At 71.8% G+C, this 22,094-nt stretch carries 23 protein-coding genes; 11 read left to right on the forward strand and 12 right to left on the reverse strand.

The features are described from left to right. Positions 1-5 precede the first annotated feature (5 nt). Positions 6-602, forward strand: coding sequence for a class I SAM-dependent methyltransferase (locus tag ELQ40_RS04705; RefSeq protein WP_164863471.1), 597 nt, complete (start codon positions 6-8; stop codon positions 600-602). 13 nt (positions 603-615) lie between these two features. Here the strand turns inward: ELQ40_RS04705 and ELQ40_RS04710 are convergent, their stop codons facing one another. Beyond that, the gene (locus tag ELQ40_RS04710) at positions 616-1,713 is read right to left on the reverse strand and encodes a PLP-dependent aspartate aminotransferase family protein (protein ID WP_127792647.1); all 1,098 of its coding nucleotides are present in this window, start codon (positions 1,711-1,713) and stop codon (positions 616-618) included. A gap of 93 nt (positions 1,714-1,806) precedes the next feature. Between ELQ40_RS04710 and ELQ40_RS04715 the strand changes: the two genes are divergently transcribed. Next, a complete protein-coding gene (locus tag ELQ40_RS04715) occupies positions 1,807-2,502 on the forward strand; it encodes an NAD-dependent deacylase (RefSeq protein WP_127792648.1) in 696 nt (231 codons plus the stop codon). Positions 2,503-2,510: 8 nt separating this feature from the next. Here the strand turns inward: ELQ40_RS04715 and ELQ40_RS04720 are convergent, their stop codons facing one another. Together ELQ40_RS04720 and ELQ40_RS04725 are read right to left on the reverse strand one after the other, a co-directional pair. Then, positions 2,511-2,972, reverse strand: coding sequence for an Lrp/AsnC family transcriptional regulator (locus ELQ40_RS04720; protein WP_127792649.1), 462 nt, complete (start codon positions 2,970-2,972; stop codon positions 2,511-2,513). A gap of 202 nt (positions 2,973-3,174) precedes the next feature. Then, positions 3,175-4,155 (reverse strand): hypothetical protein, encoded by a 981-nt coding sequence (locus tag ELQ40_RS04725; RefSeq protein ID WP_127792650.1) that lies wholly within the window; start codon positions 4,153-4,155, stop codon positions 3,175-3,177. A 172-nt stretch (positions 4,156-4,327) separates the two neighbouring features. On the opposite strand from ELQ40_RS04725, the gene ELQ40_RS04730 reads away from it, so the two are divergent. Then, positions 4,328-5,515 carry a S9 family peptidase gene (locus ELQ40_RS04730; protein ID WP_205649430.1) on the forward strand — a complete coding sequence of 396 codons (1,188 nt, stop codon included), beginning with the start codon at positions 4,328-4,330 and terminating at the stop codon, positions 5,513-5,515. 40 nt (positions 5,516-5,555) lie between these two features. Here ELQ40_RS04730 and ELQ40_RS04735 read toward each other — a convergent pair whose 3' ends face one another. Then, positions 5,556-6,047, reverse strand: a complete 492-nt coding sequence (locus ELQ40_RS04735; protein ID WP_127792652.1) for an NUDIX domain-containing protein — start codon at positions 6,045-6,047, stop codon at positions 5,556-5,558. Positions 6,048-6,309: 262 nt separating this feature from the next. Here ELQ40_RS04735 and ELQ40_RS04740 point away from each other — a divergent pair, with 262 nt between their 5' ends. Together ELQ40_RS04740 and ELQ40_RS18730 are read left to right on the forward strand one after the other, a co-directional pair. Continuing rightward, positions 6,310-6,951 (forward strand): SDR family oxidoreductase, encoded by a 642-nt coding sequence (locus ELQ40_RS04740; RefSeq protein ID WP_127792653.1) that lies wholly within the window; start codon positions 6,310-6,312, stop codon positions 6,949-6,951. A gap of 142 nt (positions 6,952-7,093) precedes the next feature. Further along, positions 7,094-7,255, forward strand: coding sequence for a hypothetical protein (locus tag ELQ40_RS18730; protein ID WP_164863418.1), 162 nt, complete (start codon positions 7,094-7,096; stop codon positions 7,253-7,255). A gap of 9 nt (positions 7,256-7,264) precedes the next feature. On the opposite strand, the gene ELQ40_RS04745 is transcribed toward ELQ40_RS18730, so the two are convergent. Beyond that, positions 7,265-8,278: a PHP domain-containing protein gene (locus ELQ40_RS04745; protein WP_127792654.1), complete on the reverse strand. Its 1,014-nt coding sequence runs from the start codon at positions 8,276-8,278 to the stop codon at positions 7,265-7,267. 203 nt (positions 8,279-8,481) lie between these two features. On the opposite strand from ELQ40_RS04745, the gene ELQ40_RS04750 reads away from it, so the two are divergent. Next, a complete protein-coding gene (locus ELQ40_RS04750; RefSeq protein WP_127792655.1) occupies positions 8,482-8,784 on the forward strand; it encodes a DUF1540 domain-containing protein in 303 nt (100 codons plus the stop codon). Between the two features lie 111 nt (positions 8,785-8,895). Here the strand turns inward: ELQ40_RS04750 and ELQ40_RS04755 are convergent, their stop codons facing one another. Further along, positions 8,896-9,420 carry a MarR family winged helix-turn-helix transcriptional regulator gene (locus ELQ40_RS04755; RefSeq protein ID WP_127792656.1) on the reverse strand — a complete coding sequence of 175 codons (525 nt, stop codon included), beginning with the start codon at positions 9,418-9,420 and terminating at the stop codon, positions 8,896-8,898. A gap of 100 nt (positions 9,421-9,520) precedes the next feature. On the opposite strand from ELQ40_RS04755, the gene ELQ40_RS04760 reads away from it, so the two are divergent. Continuing rightward, positions 9,521-10,093 (forward strand): NADPH-dependent F420 reductase, encoded by a 573-nt coding sequence (locus ELQ40_RS04760; RefSeq protein ID WP_127792657.1) that lies wholly within the window; start codon positions 9,521-9,523, stop codon positions 10,091-10,093. Positions 10,094-10,099: 6 nt separating this feature from the next. Here the strand turns inward: ELQ40_RS04760 and ELQ40_RS04765 are convergent, their stop codons facing one another. After that, positions 10,100-10,867 (reverse strand): MBL fold metallo-hydrolase, encoded by a 768-nt coding sequence (locus ELQ40_RS04765; protein ID WP_205649431.1) that lies wholly within the window; start codon positions 10,865-10,867, stop codon positions 10,100-10,102. A gap of 58 nt (positions 10,868-10,925) precedes the next feature. On the opposite strand from ELQ40_RS04765, the gene ELQ40_RS04770 reads away from it, so the two are divergent. From ELQ40_RS04770 to ELQ40_RS04785, 4 genes are all read left to right on the forward strand, one after another. After that, positions 10,926-11,660, forward strand: a complete 735-nt coding sequence (locus ELQ40_RS04770) for an NUDIX domain-containing protein (RefSeq protein ID WP_127792659.1) — start codon at positions 10,926-10,928, stop codon at positions 11,658-11,660. Positions 11,661-11,664: 4 nt separating this feature from the next. Beyond that, entirely contained in the window at positions 11,665-13,173 is a 1,509-nt protein-coding gene (locus ELQ40_RS04775) for a lipase maturation factor family protein (RefSeq protein ID WP_127792660.1), read from the forward strand. Positions 13,174-13,289: 116 nt separating this feature from the next. Next, entirely contained in the window at positions 13,290-14,303 is a 1,014-nt protein-coding gene (locus ELQ40_RS04780) for a serine/threonine-protein kinase (protein ID WP_164863472.1), read from the forward strand. A 17-nt stretch (positions 14,304-14,320) separates the two neighbouring features. After that, a complete protein-coding gene (locus ELQ40_RS04785) occupies positions 14,321-15,457 on the forward strand; it encodes an AI-2E family transporter (protein WP_127792662.1) in 1,137 nt (378 codons plus the stop codon). A gap of 62 nt (positions 15,458-15,519) precedes the next feature. On the opposite strand, the gene ELQ40_RS04790 is transcribed toward ELQ40_RS04785, so the two are convergent. The 5 genes from ELQ40_RS04790 to ELQ40_RS04810 form a co-directional block, all read right to left on the reverse strand. Further along, positions 15,520-17,121, reverse strand: a complete 1,602-nt coding sequence (locus tag ELQ40_RS04790) for a peroxidase family protein (RefSeq protein WP_127792663.1) — start codon at positions 17,119-17,121, stop codon at positions 15,520-15,522. A 206-nt stretch (positions 17,122-17,327) separates the two neighbouring features. After that, the gene (locus ELQ40_RS04795) at positions 17,328-18,611 is read right to left on the reverse strand and encodes a sugar ABC transporter permease (RefSeq protein ID WP_127792664.1); all 1,284 of its coding nucleotides are present in this window, start codon (positions 18,609-18,611) and stop codon (positions 17,328-17,330) included. Continuing rightward, positions 18,608-19,360 carry an ATP-binding cassette domain-containing protein gene (locus ELQ40_RS04800; RefSeq protein WP_127792665.1) on the reverse strand — a complete coding sequence of 251 codons (753 nt, stop codon included), beginning with the start codon at positions 19,358-19,360 and terminating at the stop codon, positions 18,608-18,610. Before ELQ40_RS04800 ends, ELQ40_RS04795 begins: the two co-directional genes overlap by 4 nt. Before the next feature lie 118 nt (positions 19,361-19,478). After that, entirely contained in the window at positions 19,479-20,549 is a 1,071-nt protein-coding gene (locus ELQ40_RS04805) for a sugar ABC transporter substrate-binding protein (RefSeq protein WP_127792666.1), read from the reverse strand. Between the two features lie 237 nt (positions 20,550-20,786). Further along, a complete protein-coding gene (locus ELQ40_RS04810; protein ID WP_164863473.1) occupies positions 20,787-22,082 on the reverse strand; it encodes a GNAT family N-acetyltransferase in 1,296 nt (431 codons plus the stop codon). Between the last annotated feature and the right edge of the window lie 12 nt (positions 22,083-22,094).

The raw sequence follows: 22,094 nt of genomic DNA on the forward strand, positions 1-22,094 counted from the left end.
GAGCGGTGCCCGCCCCGCTCATCGACGACGACGCCCTCGACGACCTGGAACGCGAGCTCCTCGGCAGGGTGCGAGGGCGCGTGCTCGAGATCGGCGCGGGCGACGGTGCGAACTTCGGCGCGTGGCATCCGGATGTCGAGTGGATCGGCCTCGAACCCGACGCGACCCGCCGCGCCGAACTCGCGACGCGGGCCCGCGAGTGGCGGCATCCGCGCGCGCCGCTCGATGCGGTCGCCGAGTCGATCCCGCTGCCGGATGCCTCGGTCGACGCGGTCGTGGGCACCTACGTGCTGTGCTCGGTGACCGACCTCGAGGGGGTGCTCGCCGAAGCGCGTCGCGTGCTCGTTCCCGGAGGCCGGATCGTGTTCGTCGATCACGTCATCGCCCCGCCGCGCACATTCACGCGTCTCGTGCAGCGCGTCGCGACGCCGGTCACGCGCCGGGTGTGCCACGGATGCCACTGGGACCGCGACCCCGAGCCGGCGTTCGCCGCCGCCGGATTCGTCGCCGACGACGTGCAGCGGGTCCGGGTGCGTACGACGCCGTTCCCCGCCGAGCCCATCCTGCTCTTCGACGGGCACGCCGCCGCGCGCGGCGACTAGCGAAGTCCGAGCCTCAGCCGAGCGAGTCGAGCGCCGCGAGCAGGTCGCCGGCGAGGTCGTCGGCGTGCTCGAGGCCGACTGAGAGGCGCACGAGGCCCGCGGGGATCGTCTCGGCCTCGGCCGGCCACCGGCGGCGGCGCTCGAAGGTCGATTCCACGCCGCCGAGGCTTGTCGCGTGGATCCACAGGGAGGTCTTCGTGACGAGTTCGTCGGCCGGTTCGGCGCCGTGGAGCACGATCGAGACGATCGTGCCGAAGCCGGGGTAGCGCACCTCGGCGAGGGCAGGGTGGCCCGTGAGTCGCTCGACGAGCGTGCGCGCGGTCGCCTCGGCGCGATCGAGACGCACCGGGAGGGTGCGGATGCCCCGCAACGCGAGGAACGCCTCGAACGCCGACGGGATGCCGCCGACGAGGGTGCGCCGTGCCGTGATCGCGTCGACCGTCGCGTCGTCGGTGGCGACGACCGCGCCCATCACGAGGTCGCTGTGCCCCGAGATCGACTTGGTCGCCGAATGCACGACGATGTCGGAGCCGTCGGCGAGCGGGCGCTGGCGCAGCGGCGTCGCGAACGTGTTGTCGACGGCGACGAGCGCCCCGCCTGCGTGGGCGCCTGCGGTGATCGCGGCGATGTCGCCGACCTCGAGCGCGGGGTTGGTGGGCGACTCGAACCAGACGAGTGCAGCGCCCCGGCTCGCGGCGATGACCGCCTCGGTGTCCGTGATGTCGACCCAGCGGATCTCGATGCGCCCGGTGGCGACCCGGTCTTCGAAGTGCCCGATCGTGCCGGTGTACGAGTGCCGCGGGGCGACCACGATGCCGCCGTTCGGCACGAGGTCGAGCACCGCCGAGATCGCCGCCTGCCCCGAGGCGAACGAGACGCAGCGGCCGCCCTCGAGCGCACCGAGGGTCTCTTCGAACGCGGTCCACGACGGGTTGCCGAAGCGTCCGTACTCGTGCTCGCCGCCCGCGACGTACGTCGACGTGAGGTGGATCGGCACGTTCATCGGGTCGCCCGGCTCGTGTCCGGGGCGCCCGGCGGTGACCACGAGGGTCTCGGGGTGGAGTGCGGGTGCTTCGGCGCGCGCGGCGTCGGCGTGGAACTCGGGGGGCATGCTTCGAGCGTAACCCCGCGAGCCGGTGGCTCCCGACCGTGTGACGCCCGGCTGTGCGAGCGGCCGCAAGGTGCGAGCGGCCATGATGGGGGAGTGCGGATCGTGGTGCTGACCGGGGCGGGGATCTCCGCCGAGAGCGGCGTGCCGACCTTCCGCGATGCCGACGGACTCTGGGAGGGGCACCGCGTCGAGGACGTCGCGACACCCGAGGCCTTCGAGCGCGACCCTCGCACGGTGCAGCGCTTCTACGACGAGCGTCGCCGCGCGGTCGCCGCGGTACGGCCGAATCCCGCGCACGTCGCGCTCGCCGAGCTCGAACGCCGGCTCGGCGACGACCTGGTCGTGGTCACGCAGAACATCGACGACCTGCACGAGCAGGCGGGGTCGACCCGGGTGGTGCACATGCACGGGCGGCTCGACACGGCCCTCTGCGAGACGTGCGGCGCGCGCACCCCGGTCGACCGCGACCTGGCCGACGACGCTGGCTGCCCGGCCTGCGGCACGGCCTCGCTCCGGCCAGACGTGGTCTGGTTCGGCGAGATGCCGTACGACCTGGACCGCATCGACCTCGAGTTGGCTGCGTGCGACCGGTTCGTCGCGATCGGCACCTCGGGCGCCGTGTACCCGGCGGCCGGCTTCGTGCTCACCGCGGCCGGGTTTGGCGCGCGCACGCTCGAACTCAACCTCGTCGAGAGCGAGGTCTCGCTGCTGTTCGACGAGGTGCGCCACGGGCTCGCGAGCATGCTCGTGCCGGCGTGGGTCGACGAGATCCTCGCCGAGGTCGGCTGAGGTCGCGTTCACCCGGCTCGCAGCAGCTCGCTCACGCGATACGGGATGACCTCCCGCAGGAACAGGCTCGTCGACGTGCGCAGGATGCCCGGGCAGAGCCGTACGACCTCGGCGACGCGATAGAGGTCGTCCGGGCTCTTGGCCACGACCCGCAGGAGCAGGTCGGTGTCGCCGGCGGGGGCGAAGCACTCGAGCACTTCGGGAACTCCGCGCAGGGCCTCGATCGCTTCGCCGATCAGGTGCTGGTCGAGTTCCACCCGGATGGATGCCGCCACCCCGCGGCCGAGCGACTGCGGTGTCACGCGGGTGCTGTTGGCCCGCAGGATCCCGGCGCGCGAAAGCCGGTCCAGCCGGGCGTGCACCGTGCCCCGCGCGAGCGACAGGCGCTGCGCCAGGATCGCCACCGGTAGGCGCGGATCGTCGTCGAGCGCGAGCAGGATGCGGCGGTCGGTCTCGTCGAGTTGGCTCATCTGTTCACTCCTCGTCGGGCGGCACGTCCTCGATTGATCAGTTCGATCAATTGAAACGGATGCTGTTGTGTGATCTGCATTGCAAGTGGTGTGATCCTTGCACACGCAGACGAGAGCCGCCACGAGCAGCGATCGTGGGGCCGGAGAGCACACCCGCTCGACGAGTCCCCTCGGCCGGAACCAGCACGCCGAGGAGTCGTGGTCAGTTCGCCTCGTCGTCGAGCTCGTCCCGCAGCTCGTCCGCCGCGGCCCGCGCCTCCTCGGCGGCGCGTGTCGCGCGGTCGTGCTCGCGTTCGAGCGGCCGCACCGCGCGCTGAGCTTCGGCGTGCACGCGTTCGGCGGCGGCGAGCTGCGTCTCGAGATCGCGGATGCGCCGCTCGAGGTCGTCGCGCACGCGGGACGCGTCGTCGACGGCCGACCTGGCCTCGGCGAGCCGATCGGATGCCTCGGCCTCGGCCTGCTCGGCGGCATCGGCCCGCGACTCGGCCTCGGCGGCCGCGCGCTCGGCGCGTTCGCGCTCGGCCTGGCGCCTGGCGGCGAACCGCGAGTCCTCCTGCACCGGCTCGACGGCGGTGAGGCCCGATCGACCGTCCGCCTCGGCGCCGGTGCCCTCGCGATCGTCGCGAGCGGTTCGGCCGTCCCGGCGGGCCGGCGCGTCCGAGGCTGCGACCTCGCCGCCGCTGACGGCGCCCGCGAGGTCGACCTCGGTGCCGATGGTCTCGAGCGCCCGAACGAGTCGCCCGCTGCGCACGGCCGCGGCGGCGGAGGCATCCGTCGTGGCCGCCTGCAGGGTCTCGACGATCTCGTCGAAGGTCGCGTCGCGCACCGGCTGGCCCAGTTCCTCGGCGAGGGATGCCGCGGCGCGGGCCATCGCCGTGACGAGCGCGCGTCGCTCGCGCGCGAGGGCCGTCAGGGCGGCCGCGTCGAGGTCGTCCTGGGCGGCGCGAAGCTCGGCGCCCAGTGCCAGCAGTTCGTCGAGCTCGTCGGCGCGGTGGCGGGCGAACTGGTTCACCACCCAGGCCGAGGCCGACGGCTTCCGCAGCTCCGCCACGCGCGCGGCCGCCTCGCGGTCGTCGGCGCGCAGCCGCTTCGCGCTCGCGTTGCGCGCGGCGGTGAACTCGTTCGCGGGCAGGCCGTACAGCTCGTCGGCGATCTCGACGATGGTCGTCCCCCCAGCGGCCATGCCGCCATCCTGCCGCATTCGGCGGACGCGCGGCCATCGACACGGGACGACGTGGGCAGCAGACTGTCAGAACCGGAGGCGAGGAGATCAGATGGCGGTGGGCGGAAGGGTGCGGGCCGGAAGTGTCGGGGTCGGCGCTGGTCGGGCCGGTCGGAGGCTGTCGGCTCCGACGGTGCGCGCGCTCGCCGCGATCGCCGTCGCGGCGTTCGCAATCGGGGCGCTCGGCTCGTGCACGTGGGAACGCCGGCTCATCGAGGGTGCCGAGGAGGCGATCGGCGAAGGCCCGTTCTACGCGCTCCCGACGCCGATGCCGTCGGGTGATCCCGGCGATGTCGTCCGCTCCGAGCGGCTCGCCAGCGCACCCGACGGCGTCGTCGCGTACCGGGTGGTCTACCACTCGCTCGATGCGCACGGCGACGACGCGCTGGTCTCCGGAGTGGTCGCGGCGCTCGACGATCCGGCGCCCGCGGGTGGACGGACCGTCGTGTCGTGGGGGCATCCCACGACCGGGACGGCACCGCGATGCGCGCCCTCGAACGGCATCGATCCGTTCGACCTGATCGAAGGCTTCGGAGATCTCATCGCAGCGGGGTACACCGTCGCCGCGACGGACTATTCGGGCATGGGCATCGAGGGACCCGACTCGTACCTGATCTCCGACGTCGAGGGCCGCAACATGCTCGACATCGTGCGGGCCGTGCAACAGTTCGACGATCTGGGGGCGTCCGAGCGGGTCGCGCTGTGGGGCCATTCGCAGGGCGGCCACGCCGTGCTCGCGGCGGCGGACCTCGCCGACGACTACGCACCCGAACTCGAGGTGCAGGCGGCGTCGGTCGCGGCCCCGGCCGCCGATCTCACCGCACTGCTCGACGCCGACCTCGACACGATCTCGGGGGTGAGCATCGGGTCGTACGCGTTCACCGCCTACGCCGACGTCTACGCCGGTTCCGACGGCGCCGAACTGTCGACCATCCTGACGCCCGAGGCCGTCGCGGCGGTGCCGAAGATGGCCGACCTCTGCCTGCTCGGCCAGAACAGCGAGTTGCACGACCTGGGGCAGCCGCTGATCGGGAACTTCGTGTCGTCCGACCCGGCGACCACCGAGCCATGGGCGAGCCTGCTCGCGCGGAACACGCCAGGGGCCGACGGATTCACGATCCCGCTCTTCGTCGCGCAGGGCGCGACCGACACACTCGTGCACCCCGACCTGACGAAGGCCTACGTCGAACGGCAGCAGTCCCTCGGCACCGACGTGACCTTCCTCTCGATCCCCGACACCGGACACGGATTGGTCGCGGATCGCGCGATGCCGACCCTCATGCCCTGGCTCGCCGAGCACGCGCCGCCGACGGGCGGGTGACCGACCGCGGATGCGGCTCCGGGTCGAGAACCCGGTGCGCTCACCGCCCGAACCGCGCGGCGACGACGTCGAGCACCGGTCGCTGACCGGCGACGAGCATCGGCCGAGCCTCTTCGAGCCCGACCCAGCGGGCGTCGTCGACCTCGGGGAAGGACTGCGTGCGGCCCGATCTCGGCGGCCATTCGAGTTCGAACGTGTTGCTCGCGACCTCGTCGACCTCGAACGCCGGCGCCACGATCGCGAACACGCGCAGCCGCTTGCCCGACGAGTACCGGAACTCGCCCAGGTCCTCGGCGTCGCCCGGCGGTGCCTCGACCCCGATCTCCTCGGCGAACTCGCGTCGGGCCGCGTCGAGGGACGGTTCGCCGTCGGGGTCGTACTCGCCCTTCGGGATCGACCACGAGGCATCCGTCTTCCGCGCCCAGAACGGCCCGCCCATGTGCGCGATGAACACGTCGAGCGCGCCGGCCGCACGGGCCGACACCCCGGCGCCGCGCCGCACGAGCAGCAGGCCGGCGCTCGTCACCGGCATCGGGCGACCCTCACCGACCTAGTGCTCCTTGGGCGCCTTGATGAGGGACCACAGCGCGAGGAGCAGGCCCAGCCCGCCGACCACCCCGATCGCACCCAGTACCGCCCAGAGCATCTGCTCGACCGTCATCGACCCCTCCTCGACCCCTCCTCGACCCGCACCGTTCGGCGACCCGCACCGTTCGGCGACCCGCACCGTTCGGCGACCTGCACCGATCCGCCCATTCTGCCCCGCGGGCGTCCCTTCGGGCTAGCGTTGGGCCATGGCACGCATCGCGATCATCGGTGCTCACGGCAAGGTCGCCCTCCGGCTCGAGCGTCTGCTCGCCGACCGCGGCGACCACGTGAGCGGCATCATCCGCAATCCCGACCACGCCGCCGACGTCTCGGCTGCCGGCGCGACGCCGATCGTCGCCGACATCGAACCGCTCGACGTCGACGCCCTCGCCCGGCTCCTGTCAGGGCAGGACGCCGTGGTGTGGTCGGCCGGTGCGGGCGGGGGCGATCCCGCGCGCACGCTCGCGGTCGACCGTGAGGCGGCCATCCGATCGATGCAGGCGGCCGAGCAGGCCGGCGTCGAGCGGTACGTCATGGTCTCCTACTTCGGTTCGCCCGACCGCGACGTCCCGTCGTCGAATCCGTTCCACACCTACGCCGAGGCCAAGGCAGACGCCGACGAGCACCTCGCGTCCACCACGCTGCGGTGGACGATCCTCGGGCCGTCGAAGCTGACGGATGCCCCGGCGGTCGGCGCGATCGACACGAATGCATCGGCCGGCACCGAGGTGTCGCGCGACGACGTCGCCGCGGTCGTGGCGGCCGCGCTGGCCGACGACGGCACCATCGGGCGCACCATCCGCTTCAACACCGGTGCGACGCCGATCGCCGAGGCGCTGCGCGGCTGAGCCCACGCTGCGCGGCTGAGCCTCACGCTGCGCGGCTGAGCCGGCGCCGCGCGAGGTGCCTCGCCGCACGCCGCCCGTCAAGGGCGTTGCCGCGCCCGCCGGATCGCGCGAGGCTCGGGGCATCCGAAGTCTGGAGGACCCCATGAGCGACCCGCTCAACCCCTGGGAGGAAGAGGATCGGCTCGCGCCGACCGGCGACCTGTCGGAGGACGCCGAGGCGACCGAGCCCGACGACCTCGACGCCGACAACCCCGTCGAGGAGGACACGATCGAGACCGTCGATCCCGAGAACGCCCCGGCCTGATTCCCCGGGTCACCGCTTCCGGTGCGTCCACTCGAGCAGTCGTTCGACCTCCCACGTCGTCACGATTCGCTCGGGCGGGATGCCGGCGCGCTCGGCGCGTTCGGCGCCGAGGCCGAGGAAGCCGTAGTGCCCGGGCGCGTGCGCGTCGGAGTCGATGCTGAACAGGCATCCTGCCGCCAGCGCGATCGCGATGAGTTCGTCGGGCGGGTCCTCGCGCTCGGGCCGGGAGTTGATCTCGACGGCGACGTCGTTCGCGGCGCACGCGGCGAAGACCGCCTCGGCGTCGAACGTCGACTGCGGGCGGGTGCCGCGCGATCCGCGGATCAGGCGGCCCGTGCAGTGCCCGAGCACGTTGGTGTGCCGGTCGGCGATCGCGCCGAGCATCCGCTCCGTCATGGCCGGAGACGGGGTGCGCAGCTTGGAATGCACGCTGGCGACGACGACGTCGAGCCGGTCGAGCATCTCGGGCGACTGGTCGAGCGATCCGTCCTCGAGGATGTCGACCTCGATGCCCGGCAGCAGCCTGATGCCGAGCGAGCCCGAGCCGTCGAGGGCCTCGACGATCTCGAGCTGCGACGCGAGCCGCTCGGCGGAGAGACCGTTCGCGACGCGGAGGCTGGGGGAGTGGTCGGTGAGGGCGACCCATTCGAGGCCGACTCCCTTCGCGCCCTCGGCCATCGTCTGGATGCTCGTCGTGCCGTCCGACCAGTCGGAGTGGCTGTGCAGGTCGCCCTTGAGCATGGCGGCGAGGCCGGTGCGCTGCCCGCCGCCGACCTTGGCGCGCAGGTCGGCGAGGTACGCCGGCACCTCGCCCGCCGAAGCCGCGACGATCACGTCGTACGTCGTGGCGCCGATGCCCTCGAGGCGCCGGAGCCGACCGTCGGCGATGCGCGCGGCGAGATCGTCCGGGGCGAACGGCTCGATCGCGGCGGCGGCCTTGCGGAACGCCTTCGCCTTGTAGGGATTGGCGAGTTCGCGTTCGAGGAGGGTGGCGATCTCCTCCAGCGCGGTGAGGGCGTCCATGCGCTCCATCCTGCCCGTGAACTCGGGCGCGGGCCACCCTCGGCAGCGGTCGCTCATGACGCGCAAGGAAAGGCTAGCCTAACCCAGAAATACCGCCTGACCTGCGGAAAGAGCGCGTGTCAACTCTTCCGGCCACGTCCTCGTCGGCGTACCATCGCCGGTACGCGAGCCGCACGAGCGGCCCTGTTCCCAGGGAGGCACCCATGAGCATGACGCTCGACGATCTGCCCGCCGTCGCCGAATGTTCGGTGAGCGGATGCTCCTACAACGACCACTCGCACTGCCACGCGGCCGCCGTCACGATCGCCGGCGCGGTCGGCGACGCCGAGTGCGCGACGTTCATCCCGCTCGGCCCGAAGGGCGGCCTCGACAAGGTCGTCACGCACGTCGGGGCCTGCCAGCGTTCGGAGTGCGTGCACAACTCCTCGCTCGAATGCACCGCCGCGTCGGTGCGCATCGGTGCGGGCGCCGAGGAGGCCGACTGCCTCACCTACGAGGTCGCCTGACCGGCCGACCGCACCCATCGGACCGAACGGGCCGTTCCGCGCACGCGGGGCGGCCCGTTCGCCTGCGCGGCGCGATCGGTGCGGCGTCGCAGCCTGGGTGCGAGGTCGGCGTCAGACAGGGAGCGTGCGCGCGACCGGGCCCTCGCTGAACTGGCACGACGTGGCGGTCAGTCGCTCGTCGGGGTCGAGGCGCGCGAGCACCGCGCCGGCGATGACGTAGAGCTGCTCGAGCTGCTCGGGGGTGAGCGCGTCGAGCACGTTCGCGCGCACGGTGCCGACGTGGCCGGGTGCGGCGTCGGCGATGAGCTCGAGGCCGGCCTCGGTCACGGTCGCGTTGGTCGCCCGGCGGTCTTCGGGGCAGGGGAAGCGCCGGATCAACCCGCGCTCCTCCAGCCTGCGGGCGACGTGCGACAGTCGCGGCAGCGTGGCGTTGGTGCGCGAGGCGAGCTCGGTCATGCGCATGGTGCGGGCCGGCGCCTCGGCGAGCGCCATGAGCGCGGCGTACTCGAAGTGGGTGAGCCCGGCGTCGCGCAGCAGCTGTGCGTCGAGAGCCCCGGGCAGGAGCTCGGCGACGGCGACCAGGCGCACCCACGCGGCCGATTCCTCGGTGCTCAGCCACTTCGTGTCGTCGGTCATGACGGAAGTCTACCGCATTGGTTGACGCAACAACTGATTGCGGCTAGGGTGTTTGTTGTCGATACAAGTAATCGCGTCGCACGGCGCGGAGAGGAACACCATGACCACGGTCAGCATCATCGGAAACGGCAACATGGGCCAGGCGATCGGCGCCGTCGTCGCCGCGGGCGGCAACAGCGTCGAGGTGATCGGCCGCGACCTCGCGCAGCCCGTCACGGGCGACATCGTCGTGCTGGCGGTGCCGCACTTCGCGCTCCCCGAGATCGCCGAGGCGCGCCGTGCCGACCTCGCCGGCAAGGTCGTCGTCGACATCACGAACCCGCTCGACTTCGAGACCTTCGACTCGCTCGTGCCAGCGTCCGACAGCTCGAAGGCCGCCGAGCTCGCGGCACTCCTGCCGGAGTCGCGAGTGCTCAAGGCGTTCAACACGAACTTCGCCGCGACGCTCGCCACGAAGAGCGTCGGCGACGGGGCGACCACCGTGCTCGTCGCGGGAGACGACACCGAGGCCAAGCAGGCCCTCATCGACGTCGTGCGCGCCGGCGGCGTGCAGGCGATCGACGCCGGAGCCCTCAAGCGCGCCCGCGAGCTGGAGTCGATCGGCTTCCTCCAGCTCACCCTCGCCGTGCAGGAGAAGATCGGCTGGACCGGCGGCTTCGCCGTCGCCGCCTGATCGATCTCAGTTCGCGCGCAGGTACTCCAATTGCGCGCGAACGGATGCCTCGGCGGCCGGCCGCACCCCGGCGTCGACGTCGGCGTACACGAGGTCGGTGACGGCCTCCGCCGAGGCATCCGCGCCGAGCTCGTCGAGCGCCTCGCGCACCTGGCCGAGCCGCTCCTCGCGGTGGGCGAGGTACGCGGCGCAGATCGCCGCGAGGTCGGGCAGCACCGGTCCGTGGCCCGGCAGCACCGTGACGTCGCCGCGCTCGCCGAAGGCGCGCAGCCGCTCGAGCGAGGCGAGGTAGGGGCCGAGCGCCCCGTCGGGGTGCGCGATGATCGTCGTCCCCCGGCCGAGCACGGTGTCACCGGTGAGCACCGCGGCCGAGCCGTCGTCGCCCGTGAGCACCACGCACATCGAGTCCGCCGTGTGCCCGGGCGTGGCCCACACCTCGAACTCGAGCCCGCCCGCCCGGATCCGCTCGCCGTCGACGAGCGGCTCGGCCTCGCGGCACAACGCCGGGTCGATCGCCCGGATCGGGGCGCCCGTCAGCTCGGCGAACGCGGTCGCCGCCGCGGTGTGGTCGACGTGGTGATGCGTCAGCAGGATCAGCTCCACGCGATCGGATGCCGCGAGCTCGTGCAGGTGCGCGTCGACGAGCGGCCCCGGATCGACGACGACCGACGTCTCGGAGCCGGGTGCCTGCAGCACGTACGAGTTCGTGCCGTCGAGGGTCATCGGGCCGGGGTTCGGGGCGAGCACGAGCCGCACGTCGGGGGCAGGATCCATACCGGGCAGCCTACGCGCGAGGGTGCGGAGGTCGGCGGGTCGACCTAGGGTGATCGACATGGACAGCGATCTCGGGTCCCTCACCGCCGCGACGAAGCGTGGGTTCGCCGCCACCGTCGTGCTGCTGCGCGACGGCGAGCGCGGCCTCGAGGTGCTGCTGGCCGAACGGCCCCGCGACGGCGGGTCGTTCGCCGGCGCATGGGTCTTCCCGGGCGGTGTCGTGGAGCCGGGCGACCTCGACGGCGGCGACCCGTGGAGCGACGACGTCGCCCGGCGCACCGCCGTGCGCGAGACCGAGGAGGAGGTCGGCCTCGTCGTCGATCCGGCCGACCTGGTGCCCTTCTCCCGGTGGACTCCGCCCGCGGGCTCGCCGAAGCACCTCGTCACCACGTTCTTCGCCGTCCGCGCGCCCGAGGGCGAACTGCGCCCCGCGCCGGCCGAGGTCGTCGAGGTCGAGTGGCTGCGCCCCGACGACGCGCTCGACCGCCACGCCGCGGGCGCCCTCACGCTGTGGCCGCCGACCTTCGTGACGCTGCACGGCCTGCGCGAGGCGGCGTCCGTCGACGCGGCCCTCGCCGGCCTGCGGGCGAACGACGTGCGCCCCTACGTGTCGCGGTTCACCTCCTCGGACCGCACCACGCTGCTCTGGCAGGAGGACGCCGAGTACGAGCACGACGTCGAAGGCGACGGACACGGCCACCCGGCGGTGCCCGACGACGCGCCCGACGCGCACGGCAACCGGCACCGGCTCATGATGGACCGGCTGCCGTGGGTGTACCTGCACACGTTCTGAGCGGATGCCAGACCTCCTCGCAGTGCTCGGCGCCGGCGACTACACGATCGCCCGCGAGATCCTGCAGCGAGGGGTCGCCGCGCTCGCGATCGTCGCGTTCGCCTCGACGCTGAACCAGTTCCGGCCGTTGCTCGGCGAGCACGGCCTGCTGCCGGTGCCGGCGCTGCTGCGCGCGACCGGCGGGCGTCTGCGCGGGCCGAGCCTGTTCCGGTGGTGGCGCTACACCGACCGGAGACTGGTCGCGGTGTGCTGGGTCGGCATCGTGCTCGCGGCATCCGTCGTCGTGGGACTGCCGCAGCTCGGGCCGCCGTTCGTGCCGCTGCTCGTGTTCCTCGCGCTCTGGGTGCTGTACCTGTCGATCGTGGTCGTCGGCCAGACCTTCTACGGGTTCGGCTGGGAGATGCTGCTGTGCGAGGCGCTGTTCACGGTGGCCTTCCTCGGGTCGGTGCACGACGCACCGCCCTGGCCGGTGCTCATCGCGATCTGGTGGCTCGTGTTCCGGCTCGAGTTCGGCGCGGGCATGATCAAGATCCGCGGCGGTCGCGAATGGCGCGACCTCACCGCGCTCATGTACCACCACGAGACCCAGCCGATGCCCGGGCCGCTGAGCCGGCAGGCGCACCTGCTGCCCGCGTGGTTCCACCGGGTCGAGGTCGTCGGCAACCACGTCGCCCAGCTCGCGGTGCCGTTCCTGCTCTTCGTGCCCGGCCCGGTCCGGTCGATCGCGGCCGGGGTGATCGTCCTGACCCAGCTCTGGCTCATCGTCACCGGCAACTTCGCCTGGCTCAACTGGATCACCGTCGTGCTCGCGGCCGGCGCGATCAGCGACTCGGCGTGGCACGCGCTGCTGCCGTGGGCCGGTCTCGCGGACGCCGCCGTGCCGGACGCCGCAGTGCCCCACGCCGCCGTGTCCGGCCAGGCCGCCGCGGGGGCGCTGCCGCTGTGGTGGGCGATCGTCGTCGGCGCGGCATCCGTGCTGTTCGTCGTGCTCGCCTGGTGGCCGCTGCGCAACCTGCTCTCGAAGCGGCAGCTCATGAACGCGAGCTTCAACCGGTTCATGCTCGGCAACGCGTACGGCGCGTTCGGCACGGTGACCAGGCGCCGGATCGAGATCGTGGTCGAGGGGACCCTCGCCGACGACCCCGACGCCGTCGACGCCGAGTGGCGCGAGTACGGGTTCAAGGGCAAGCCCGGCGACGTCCGGCGCATCCCGGGGCAGTTCGCGCCGTACCACCTGCGGCTCGACTGGCTGATGTGGTTCCTGCCGCTCGGGCGGATGGCCGAACCGTGGTTCGCGCGGTTCCTCGAACGCCTGCTGGACGCGGATGCCCCGACCCTGCGGCTGCTCGCACACGACCCGTTCGCGGGGGAGCGGCCGGCGTACGTCCGCGCGTCGGCGTACCGGTACCGGTTCGCCGGCCGGGCGGAGTTCCGGGCGACGCGGGCCCGATGGATCCGCGAGCTCGAGGGCATCGTGGTGCCGCCGACGGGCGCGCAGCAGATGCGCCGCTAGCAGACGCATCACCGGTGGGCAACGGCCTCCGGGATGTCGGCCGTGGCGGATACGATCCCCGAAGCCGACCGCGCCCCCACCGCGCGGAGCTCCCGGACCGCTCGCAGGAGGAACCCATGATCGACGCCCGTTCCGCTCGTCGCCTGCACGGCTTCGACGCCGGTTTCGACGCCGCCGGTTTCGACTCGGCCGCCTTCGCCGCGGCCCCGACCGCCGACGGCCGGTACGAGGCCTCGCGGCTCATCGGCTCGGGCGGCATGGCCGACGTCTACCTCGCCCGCGACACCGTGTTGGGGCGCGAGGTGGCCGTCAAGGTGTTCCGCGCCGACCACGACACCGCCGACGACCGGCTCCGCCGCGAGCGCGAGATCCAGTTGCTCGTCGGCTTCTCGCACCCGGGCCTGGTCGCCGTCCATGACGCGGGCTTCGTGCACGACGGCGGCGCAGCGCGACGGTTCTTCGTGATGGAGCACGTCGCCGGGCACGCGCTCGCCGACCGCATCCGCATCGGGGCCCTGAAGCCGCGGTCGGTCGCCGACATCGGGGCCCAGGTCGCCGACGCGCTCAGTTACGTGCACGGCCACGACGTCGTGCACCGCGACGTCAAGCCCGAGAACATCCTGCTCGACGAGACGCCCGCGCTCGGGTACTCCGTGATCGCGAAGCTCGCGGACTTCGGGGTGGCCCAGTACGTCGACTCGTCGCGGCTCACGGCCGACGGCGCGATCATGGGCACGGCCGCGTACATCTCGCCGGAGCAGGCGCGCGGCGAGGAGGTCGGGCCGGCCAGCGACGTCTACTCGCTGGGGCTCGTGCTGCTCGAGGCGCTCAAGGGGGAACGGGAGTATTCGGGCACGGCGATCGAGTCCGCGCTCGGGCGGTTGGCACGCGACCCCGAGGTGCCCGAGGACCTGCCCGAGGACTGGCAGGAGCTGCTGGCCGCGATGACGCACGCCGATCCGTCGGCGAGGCCGACCGCGCACGACGTCGCCGCGGTCATGCGCGACCTCGTGCACGAACTCGCCGCAGCGGGAGCCGGTCGCAGATCACGCAGGGCCGGCCGGCGTGCGGGTGCGCGTCACGATGCATCCGCCCGGCCCGCGCGCCGCTTCTGGGGCATGAAGGGCTGACGCAGTAGCGTCGCGATATGGCCGTCATCCGCAGGAAGCCGCGCACCACGCCGATCCCGTCGCCGCCGCCGGTCGCCGAGCTCACGACCAACGGCGACAGCCGGGGACCCGAGTTCAAGATCCGGGCGTTCCGCATCGGGTTCGTCGGCGCGCTCGGCGTGCTCGCCGCCCTCCTGCTCGGCAGCGTGATCGGGCAGCTCACGACCGTCATCCTCTACGTCGTGTTCGCCCTGTTCCTGGCACTCGGCCTCGATCCGCTCGTCACCTGGCTGGAGCGGTGGATGCCGCGCTGGGTGTCGATCCTCGTCATCGTGGCGCTCGTGCTCGGCATCGTCGCCATCCTGGTCGCGACCATCGTGCCGATCATCGTCCAGCAGACGGCGTTCCTCATCGAGAACTGGGAGGAGATCGGCAAGGGACTCGCCGACAGCCCGATCGTCGTCTGGGCGCAGGGCCTGTTCGGCGACCAGCTCAACCTGGAGACGATCATCGAGGACGCGGCGACCTGGCTCGCCGACCCCGGGCACCTCGCATCGCTCGGCGGCGGCGTGCTCGCCGTCGGTGCAGGCATCGCCGGTGGATTCACCGGTGTCGTGATCGTGCTGATCCTGATGCTCTACTTCATGGCCTCGCTGCGATCGATGGAGCGCTACGCCGCCCGGTTCGTACCGGCCACCAGCCGGCAGCGCTTCCTCGACCTGTCGGACGAGATCACTGGATCGGTCGGCCGGTACGTCATGGGCCAGGTCGCGCTCGGCCTCATCAACGGCGTCCTCAGCTTCATCTACCTCTCGATCATCGGCGCGCCGTCGCCGATCCTGCTGGCGTTCATCGCCTTCCTCTGCTCGCTCGTGCCCCTCGTCGGCACGCTCACCGGCGCGATCGTCATCTCGCTCGTCTGCCTGATCGCGTCGCCGATCACCGCGCTCGCCGCGATCATCTACTACCTCGTCTACATGCAGGTCGAGGCGTACGTGCTGAGCCCGCGGATCATGAACCGCGCGGTCGCCGTGCCCGGCGCACTGGTCGTGATCGCGGCCGTCGCGGGCGGCACGCTCGGCGGCGTCATGGGCGCGCTCGTCGCGATCCCCGTCGCGGCCTCGCTCATCATCATCATCGAGAAGGTCGTCTTCCCGAGACAGGACTCGATCTAGACACGGCGAGCGGGCGGGCGGATGCCTCGGCATCCGCCCGCCCGCTCCGCGCAGTCGCGTCGCTACGGTTGCGGCGGAGCGACCGGTGCCGTGCCGAAGAACGCGGCCGTCTGCGGCACGTCCTCGGGCATCCCGGCCGCATGGATCAGGTCCACCATCTCCCACACGGCCCGGGGCTGTTCGCCACGGGACTCGGCGGCGGCATCCGAGACCTTCTCGAACAGCGGCTCGCCGTCGACGAGCTCGTGCGCCGGCGTCCACCGGGGCGCCTTGTTCAGGTACGAGAACTCGTCGCCGCGCAGCAGGCCCGAGAACACCGCGGCCACGATCGTCGAACCGACCGAGCCGAGCCGTTCGCCGTCGTGCTCCTGCATCGCCTCCTTCAGGACGTACACCCAGAGCGACTCCTCCATCGGGTGCAGGCCCTGGATCGGATCGATGTGCAGCGCCGTCGCCACCTCGGACGCCGGCGGCAGCTCCATCTTCCAGCCGCGCCGGATGTTGAGCTCCGCCAACGGATTCGACGCGTTCGGCCCGGCGGGGATGTTGAACACCGACCGCGAGAGCTTCATGTCGATCTTGTGCGCGAACTGCGGGAACTGCGGGCGGCGCGACGACGCGAAGTCGAAGTACCAGTCCCACTGCAGCGAGTGCCGGTCGGGCAGGGCGCGTCCGCCGCGCAGGTCGGCGGGCCCCGGCGTCTCGGGATGCGTCGGCGGCACGGGCGGCGCGACGAAGATCGGCTTGCCGAACTCGATGCCGGTGCCGCCCTGGAGCGGGAAGTTGAGCTGGTACTCGCCGCGGATCATCGAGTGCCCGAACCGGTACGCCGCGACCGAGAACTCGACGGGCATGTACGGGTTCACGCTCCAGTCGTAGACGTCGTCGAGCCCGTACCTCACGTCGTACCTCGGTCCGCCGCCGTCGCCGCCGTCCTCGTCGAACTCGACGGCCTTCGCGAACACCGCGGGGTCGACGATGCGCGACACGAAGTCGTTCCAGACGACGTACTGGTAGAACCACACGGTGATGCGCTGCGCCTCGAGGAACAGCTTGCGTCCGGTCGAGAGCGCCGCGTCGGATGCCTCGGCGAGCCGCTCGAGCACGGCGTTGTGCAACCGCGCGAAGGCGAGCTGCATCTGGGCGACGATCACGTTCTCGTCGTTGCGCGGGTCGCCGATCACGGCGATGCCGTCGGAGTTGCGCTGCAGGTCGGGCTCCGTGCCGTTCTCGCCGAACCCGGTCCGGAGGAACCCGGCGAAGCCGTCGTGCAGCGGTCGCTGCTGGTCGTACAGGTACGGCTGGTCGTCGGGTCCGCGCCCGTAGAGGCTGTCCAGGTCGAACCGGGGCGAGCGGAAGTTCTGCAGGCCGTCGGGGTCGTTGTGGCGGGTGAGACTCGACTGCGGGTCGAACGTGATGTCGTGGTCGACGAACTGGCCGAGATAGGTGTATCCCACCGGGATCGTCGAGTCCGGCGGCGCGCCGTCGGCGAACATCTCGTTGACGGCGAAGTCGTGGATCGCGACCTGTTTCTCGAGGTCACCGGCGCCCGGCGGCTCCCAGACCGAGAATCCCCGGCCGAAGAGCCGGCCGAACCGGCCCTCGTGACTGCGCGAATGCGGGACGTTGAGCGGCACGATGGAGTGCGCGGCGGCGTGTCTCATGGCGTTCCCTCCCCAGGGATGCGCGCCGAACCGGCGGTGGCCGTGTTCGGTCGGGGGAATGCCGAGGGCCGGTGCGCGAGATGGATGGTGTCGGACGCGCGCCACCGTACGCGCACCCGTCCGCGCCCGGAGGTGGGCGCGGACGGGTGGCACGCTTTTCAGGGCTGGCCCTGAGCCCGGCCGGCGTGGGCCGGCTCGGGTGCAGATCAGGTGCGCAGGACCTGGCCGCCGGCGCGGTGCCGCGACACCGCGTCGACCGTGGCCGCGAGGATCAGCACGCCACCGGTCACCGCGTAGTTCACGCCCGCCGGCAGGTTGAGCAGGCCCAGGCCGTTCGTGATCACGGCGATCACGAGCGCGCCGATCGCGGCGTGCAGGAGCCGGCCTCGGCCGCCGAAGAGGCTCACCCCGCCGACGACGGCGGCGGCGACGCCGCTCAGCACCAGGTCGCGACCGGCGGCGGCATCCACCGATCCGACCTTGCTGATCATGAACACGCCCGCGACCACCGACAGGGTCGAGCACACGATGAACGCGGTCCAGCGGATCAGCACGACCTTCACGCCCGATCTCCTGGCGGCCTCGGCGTTGCCGCCGATCGCGTAGATGTACCGGCCGTACTTGGTGCGGTCGAGCACGAACGTGCCGATCCAGAGGATCGCGAGCACGATCGGCACGACGATCGGCACGCCCTGGACGGCCTTCACCGACTGCCCGCGGTCCTGGTTGAAGATGTAGACCGCGAGCCCGCCGAGCACCGCGATGACGCCGAGCTTGATCCACACGAGTGCGATCGTGCGGTTCGCGACGCCGGCGCGGCGACGGCGTGCGCGGTCCCAGAAGGAGGTCGACGCAGACACCGCCAGGATGACGGCGAGCATCACCCAGCCGGCCCAGATCGGCAGGTTGCTGTTCTGGATCGCGAGGATCTCGGGGATCTGCACGCGGTACAGCCCGCCCGAGCCGATGATCATGAGTTCGAACCCCTGGAGCCCGAGGAACAGGCCCAACGTCACGACGAACGATGGAATGCCGACTTTCGCCACGAAGAACCCGATGAACGTGCCGATCGCGAGCCCGGCCGCGAACGCGATCAGGAGGGCGACCAGCCAGTGCAGCCCCTGCACGTTCACGAGCACGATGAACAGGCACATCGAGACGCCTGCCGTGACGCCGGCCGACAGGTCGATCTCGCCGAGGAGGATGACGAACACGAGCGCCATGCCGAGCATCACGAGCGTCGCGGCCTGCGTCATGAGGTTCGCGAAGTTGCGTTCGGTGAGGAAGAAGGGGCTCAGGATCGAGAACATCACGCTGAGCACGATGAACCCGCCGATGGCCGGGAGGGCGCCCATGTCGCCGGCGCGCACCCGCTGGAGCCAGGCGCGCACCTGGTCGCCGATCGTGCCCTCGTGACCGCTGCCGATGAGGTCGGGAGCGACATCGGTCACCGACGTGTCGGGTGCGGGGGACTGCCGTTGCGTGGTCATGCGCCTGCTCCCGCCTGCATCCGGGTTCCGGTGATGTAGCCGACGACCTCGTCGGTGTTCGTCTGTCGCGTCTCGAGCGACGCGACCATCTGGCCGAGGTAGAGCACGTTGATGTGGTCGGCGACCTGGAAGACGTCGCTCAGGTTGTGGCTGATGATGATGACCGCGACGCCCTGCTCGGCGAGGCGGGTGACGAGGTTGAGCACCTGTTCGGTCTGGGCGACGCCGAGCGCGGCCGTCGGTTCGTCGAGGATGACGACCCGCGCCTTCTTCAACACCGCGCGGGCGATCGCGACGGTCTGGCGCTGGCCGCCCGACAGGCTCGACACCTTCTGGCGGACCGACTTCACGGTCCGCACCGACAGCGAGCGCAGCGTGTCGGATGCCTCGCGCTCCATGCGTCCCTCGTCGAACGTGCCGAACGACGTCTCCTCCCGGCCGAGGAACATGTTCTGCACGATGTCGAGGTTGTCGCACAGGGCGAGGTCCTGGTAGACGACCTCGATGCCCAGTCGCGCCGCGTCGCGCGGCGTGTGGAGCGCGACCTCCTCGCCGTCGAAGCGCACGGTGCCCCCGTCGTACGGCTGGACGCCGGCGAGGCCCTTGATCAGGGTCGACTTGCCGGCGCCGTTGTCGCCGACGAGCGCAGTGACCTTCCCCGGGTACGCCTTGAGGTCGACGCCCTTGAGGACGCTGACCGGTCCGAAGCCCTTGACGACTCCGGTGAGCTCGATGAGCGGCACTTCCATGCCGGGTTCCTTTCAGACGACGCTGTCTCGTGCCGCAGCTGCGACACGCGTTTCGGCTCGCGAGCCGGATGGGTCGGGGCTCCCGGCGACGGCGTCGCCGGGAGCCCCGACCGGTGGGTCACTCGATGCCGAACTCAGCGCACTTGGCCTCGACCTCGCCCTGGCACAGCTCGCCGGCGTCCGCGTCGCCGGCCTCGACGACCGTGACGACCTCCTCCGGCCCGACCAGGATGGGCGTGACCGCGATGTAGGGGGTGCCGTCCTCGAGTTCCTGGTCGGCGGTCGGCGACTCGCCGTTGAGCAGCGCGATGGCGAGCTCGACGGCCGCGTCGGCCTCCTCCTTGATCGGCTTGTAGACCGTGGCGGTCTGCTTGCCGAGCAGCACGTTCTGCAGGCCCGCGATCGAGGCGTCCTGGCCGGAGACGGGCACGACGAGGTTGTTCTTGTCGAGCACCGTGATGACGCCGGCCGCGTTGGTGTCGTTGGCGACCCAGACCGCGTCGACCTTGCCGCCGAGCGACGTCAGCGCGTTCTCGAAGTTCGTCGCGCTCTCGTCGCCGTCCCAGACCCCCGGCGGCTCGGCGGCCGGCGAGATGCCCGCACCCTCCATCACCTCGACGGCGCCGTCGTGGAACATCTTGGCGTTGCCGTCGGTCGGGTCGCCGCCCATGTACACGACGACTGCGGAAGCCGGGTCCTTGCCTGCGGCGGCGAGGCCGTCGACGATCGACTGGCCCTCGAGCCGGCCGACCTCGACGTTGTCGAAGGAGACGTAGTAGTCGGCGCCCTCGATCGGGCGGTCGTAGGCGATGACCGGGATGCCCTCGGCCTTGGCCTTCTCGGCGACCGCGGCGCCCGCGCCGTTGTAGTCGACGAGCAGCATCACGCCGCAGCCCTTGCTGAGCTGCTGGTCGGCGATGGTCGCGTACTTGCTCGTGTCGCCCTGGGCGTTCTGGATGTCGGTCTCGAACCCGGCGTCGGCCAGGCCCTGCTCGAGGTACGTGCGGTCGTTGTTCTCCCAGCGGGGCGATGACGCCGCGTCGGGAAGGATGACGCACGCGCGGGTGCCGGCCGCTTCGCCGCCGCCGCCCTCCTCGCTACCGCTACCGCTTCCGCTGGAACAGGCTGCGAGCAGCAGCGCCGACGCTCCGGCGATCGCTGCAACAGAGACCAATGAAGTCTTCTTCACGGCTCTCCCCTTCATCAAGGTGAGGTCGACCCCTCCGGGTTCCGCCGTCTTCGTCGACGTCGGCAGGGCCATACTGGCGCGTGGATCGCGGCACCGGAAGCATCCGATGATAACGGTCACATAACTTACTTACGAGTCAGTAACTCTTCACTCACCGGAGCCCCGGCTGGAAAGCGTTGTCGAGCGGTCGCGCTCTCATCGCCGGGATGACGGGCGAAGGGTTTCGACGGTCGCGCGTCAGAACCAGATGCTCAGCTGCGGTGCCTTCGACGTCGCGAACATGCGGTCGGCGAGCTCCACCGCGCCGGCATCGACGACCCGCCCGGCACGGGCGAGCGTCGACGGGCGGACGTCGCCGAGCAGGATCGCGCCCAGTTCGTTCACGCTCAGGCGGATGCCTCCGCCGGCAGCGCGGAGGCCGCGGCGCGACGCCGCCGGCGAGGCATCCGACGACTCGACCCGGCTGACCTCGGCGCGGCCGCCGTTTGAGACCTCGAGCTCGAAGGTGCCCGCCGCGAAACCGAGCGGGTCGGTCACCTCGATCGTGAGCGACCCGGGTGAGCCGTAGCGGCGCGCGCGGAGGGCCGCCACGGGGTCGAGCACCCGCACCCAGAGGTGGTCGACGACCTCGGCGACGCGGAACGCGCGCGGATCGTCGAGCAGCCAGGGAAGGGGCTCGTCGGGGGAGCGGAGCAGCCCGCGGACCTTGTCGATGAAGTCGACCTCGATGAGCGAGCGCCAGAGTGCCCGCTCGGCGTCGTCGGTCGCCGCCGCGAGGAAGTCGAACTCGAGGACGCCCGCCTGATTGGCGTCGCGCGTGATGCGGTAGGTGGCGAAGCCCTGCGTCTCGCCGTTGCGGTCGTCGTAGCGCACGGCCCGGGTGCGGCGAGACGCGTCGGACTCGGGATCGACCAGGCCGAGCACCTTGTCGAGCAGCGCCGGCCACCGGTCGATCTCGCCCGGGGTGCGGGCGACCGCGCGGCGGATCACCTGCGGAGCGACCTCGCGGAGCGACCGCGGGTCGACGAGGTGCGTGCGGCCCGGGGCATCCGGACCGATCCACCGGGCGCGCCGCCGATCGATCTCGACGGTCGCCGCGCGGGTGGCCGGTGCGAAGCCGAACCGGCCGTAGATCGTCGCCTCGCTCACGGTGAGCACGGCGAGCGCGGCACCGACGTCGACGGCATCGCGCAGCTCGGCCTCGACCATCGCGCGGGCGATGCCGCGACGACGGTGCGTCGGCGCGACCGTGACCGAGCTGATCGCCCACGCGTCGACACCGCGGCCGCCGGGCATGCTGAGTCCGGTCGGCCAGCTGGAGATCGTCGCGACCGGGATGCGCGACTCGGGGCTCGTCGGGTCGTAGACGCCGTGCACCCGCCGATCGGCGAAGCTCGCCCGCTCGTGCTGGAGGTCGACCTCGCGGGGTCGCCCGTGGTGGAACCCGCGGTTGTCGGCCTCGACCCAGGCGTCGAAGCGGTCGCGATCGTTCGGGTCGACGAGCCGGTATTCGAGTCCGTGCGCCGCGAGCACGGCCTCGGACCG

The sequence above is a fragment of the Agromyces sp. LHK192 genome (assembly GCF_004006235.1).
Taxonomy (GTDB): domain Bacteria; phylum Actinomycetota; class Actinomycetes; order Actinomycetales; family Microbacteriaceae; genus Agromyces.

Coding starts and splice junctions, on each gene's coding strand:
- ELQ40_RS04725 (WP_127792650.1), bottom strand. CDS start 4,155: ATGGCCGCTGGGGGGACGACCATCGTCGAGATCGCCGACGAGCTGTAC.
- ELQ40_RS04765 (WP_205649431.1), bottom strand. CDS start 10,867: ATGGATCCTGCCCCCGACGTGCGGCTCGTGCTCGCCCCGAACCCCGGC.
- ELQ40_RS04760 (WP_127792657.1), top strand. CDS start 9,521: ATGACCACGGTCAGCATCATCGGAAACGGCAACATGGGCCAGGCGATC.
- ELQ40_RS04710 (WP_127792647.1), bottom strand. CDS start 1,713: ATGCCCCCCGAGTTCCACGCCGACGCCGCGCGCGCCGAAGCACCCGCA.
- ELQ40_RS18730 (WP_164863418.1), top strand. CDS start 7,094: ATGAGCGACCCGCTCAACCCCTGGGAGGAAGAGGATCGGCTCGCGCCG.
- ELQ40_RS04740 (WP_127792653.1), top strand. CDS start 6,310: ATGGCACGCATCGCGATCATCGGTGCTCACGGCAAGGTCGCCCTCCGG.
- ELQ40_RS04800 (WP_127792665.1), bottom strand. CDS start 19,360: ATGGAAGTGCCGCTCATCGAGCTCACCGGAGTCGTCAAGGGCTTCGGA.
- ELQ40_RS04755 (WP_127792656.1), bottom strand. CDS start 9,420: ATGACCGACGACACGAAGTGGCTGAGCACCGAGGAATCGGCCGCGTGG.
- ELQ40_RS04795 (WP_127792664.1), bottom strand. CDS start 18,611: ATGACCACGCAACGGCAGTCCCCCGCACCCGACACGTCGGTGACCGAT.
- ELQ40_RS04790 (WP_127792663.1), bottom strand. CDS start 17,121: ATGAGACACGCCGCCGCGCACTCCATCGTGCCGCTCAACGTCCCGCAT.
- ELQ40_RS04745 (WP_127792654.1), bottom strand. CDS start 8,278: ATGGACGCCCTCACCGCGCTGGAGGAGATCGCCACCCTCCTCGAACGC.
- ELQ40_RS04720 (WP_127792649.1), bottom strand. CDS start 2,972: ATGAGCCAACTCGACGAGACCGACCGCCGCATCCTGCTCGCGCTCGAC.
- ELQ40_RS04750 (WP_127792655.1), top strand. CDS start 8,482: ATGAGCATGACGCTCGACGATCTGCCCGCCGTCGCCGAATGTTCGGTG.
- ELQ40_RS04770 (WP_127792659.1), top strand. CDS start 10,926: ATGGACAGCGATCTCGGGTCCCTCACCGCCGCGACGAAGCGTGGGTTC.
- ELQ40_RS04785 (WP_127792662.1), top strand. CDS start 14,321: ATGGCCGTCATCCGCAGGAAGCCGCGCACCACGCCGATCCCGTCGCCG.
- ELQ40_RS04775 (WP_127792660.1), top strand. CDS start 11,665: ATGCCAGACCTCCTCGCAGTGCTCGGCGCCGGCGACTACACGATCGCC.
- ELQ40_RS04780 (WP_164863472.1), top strand. CDS start 13,290: ATGATCGACGCCCGTTCCGCTCGTCGCCTGCACGGCTTCGACGCCGGT.
- ELQ40_RS04735 (WP_127792652.1), bottom strand. CDS start 6,047: ATGCCGGTGACGAGCGCCGGCCTGCTGCTCGTGCGGCGCGGCGCCGGG.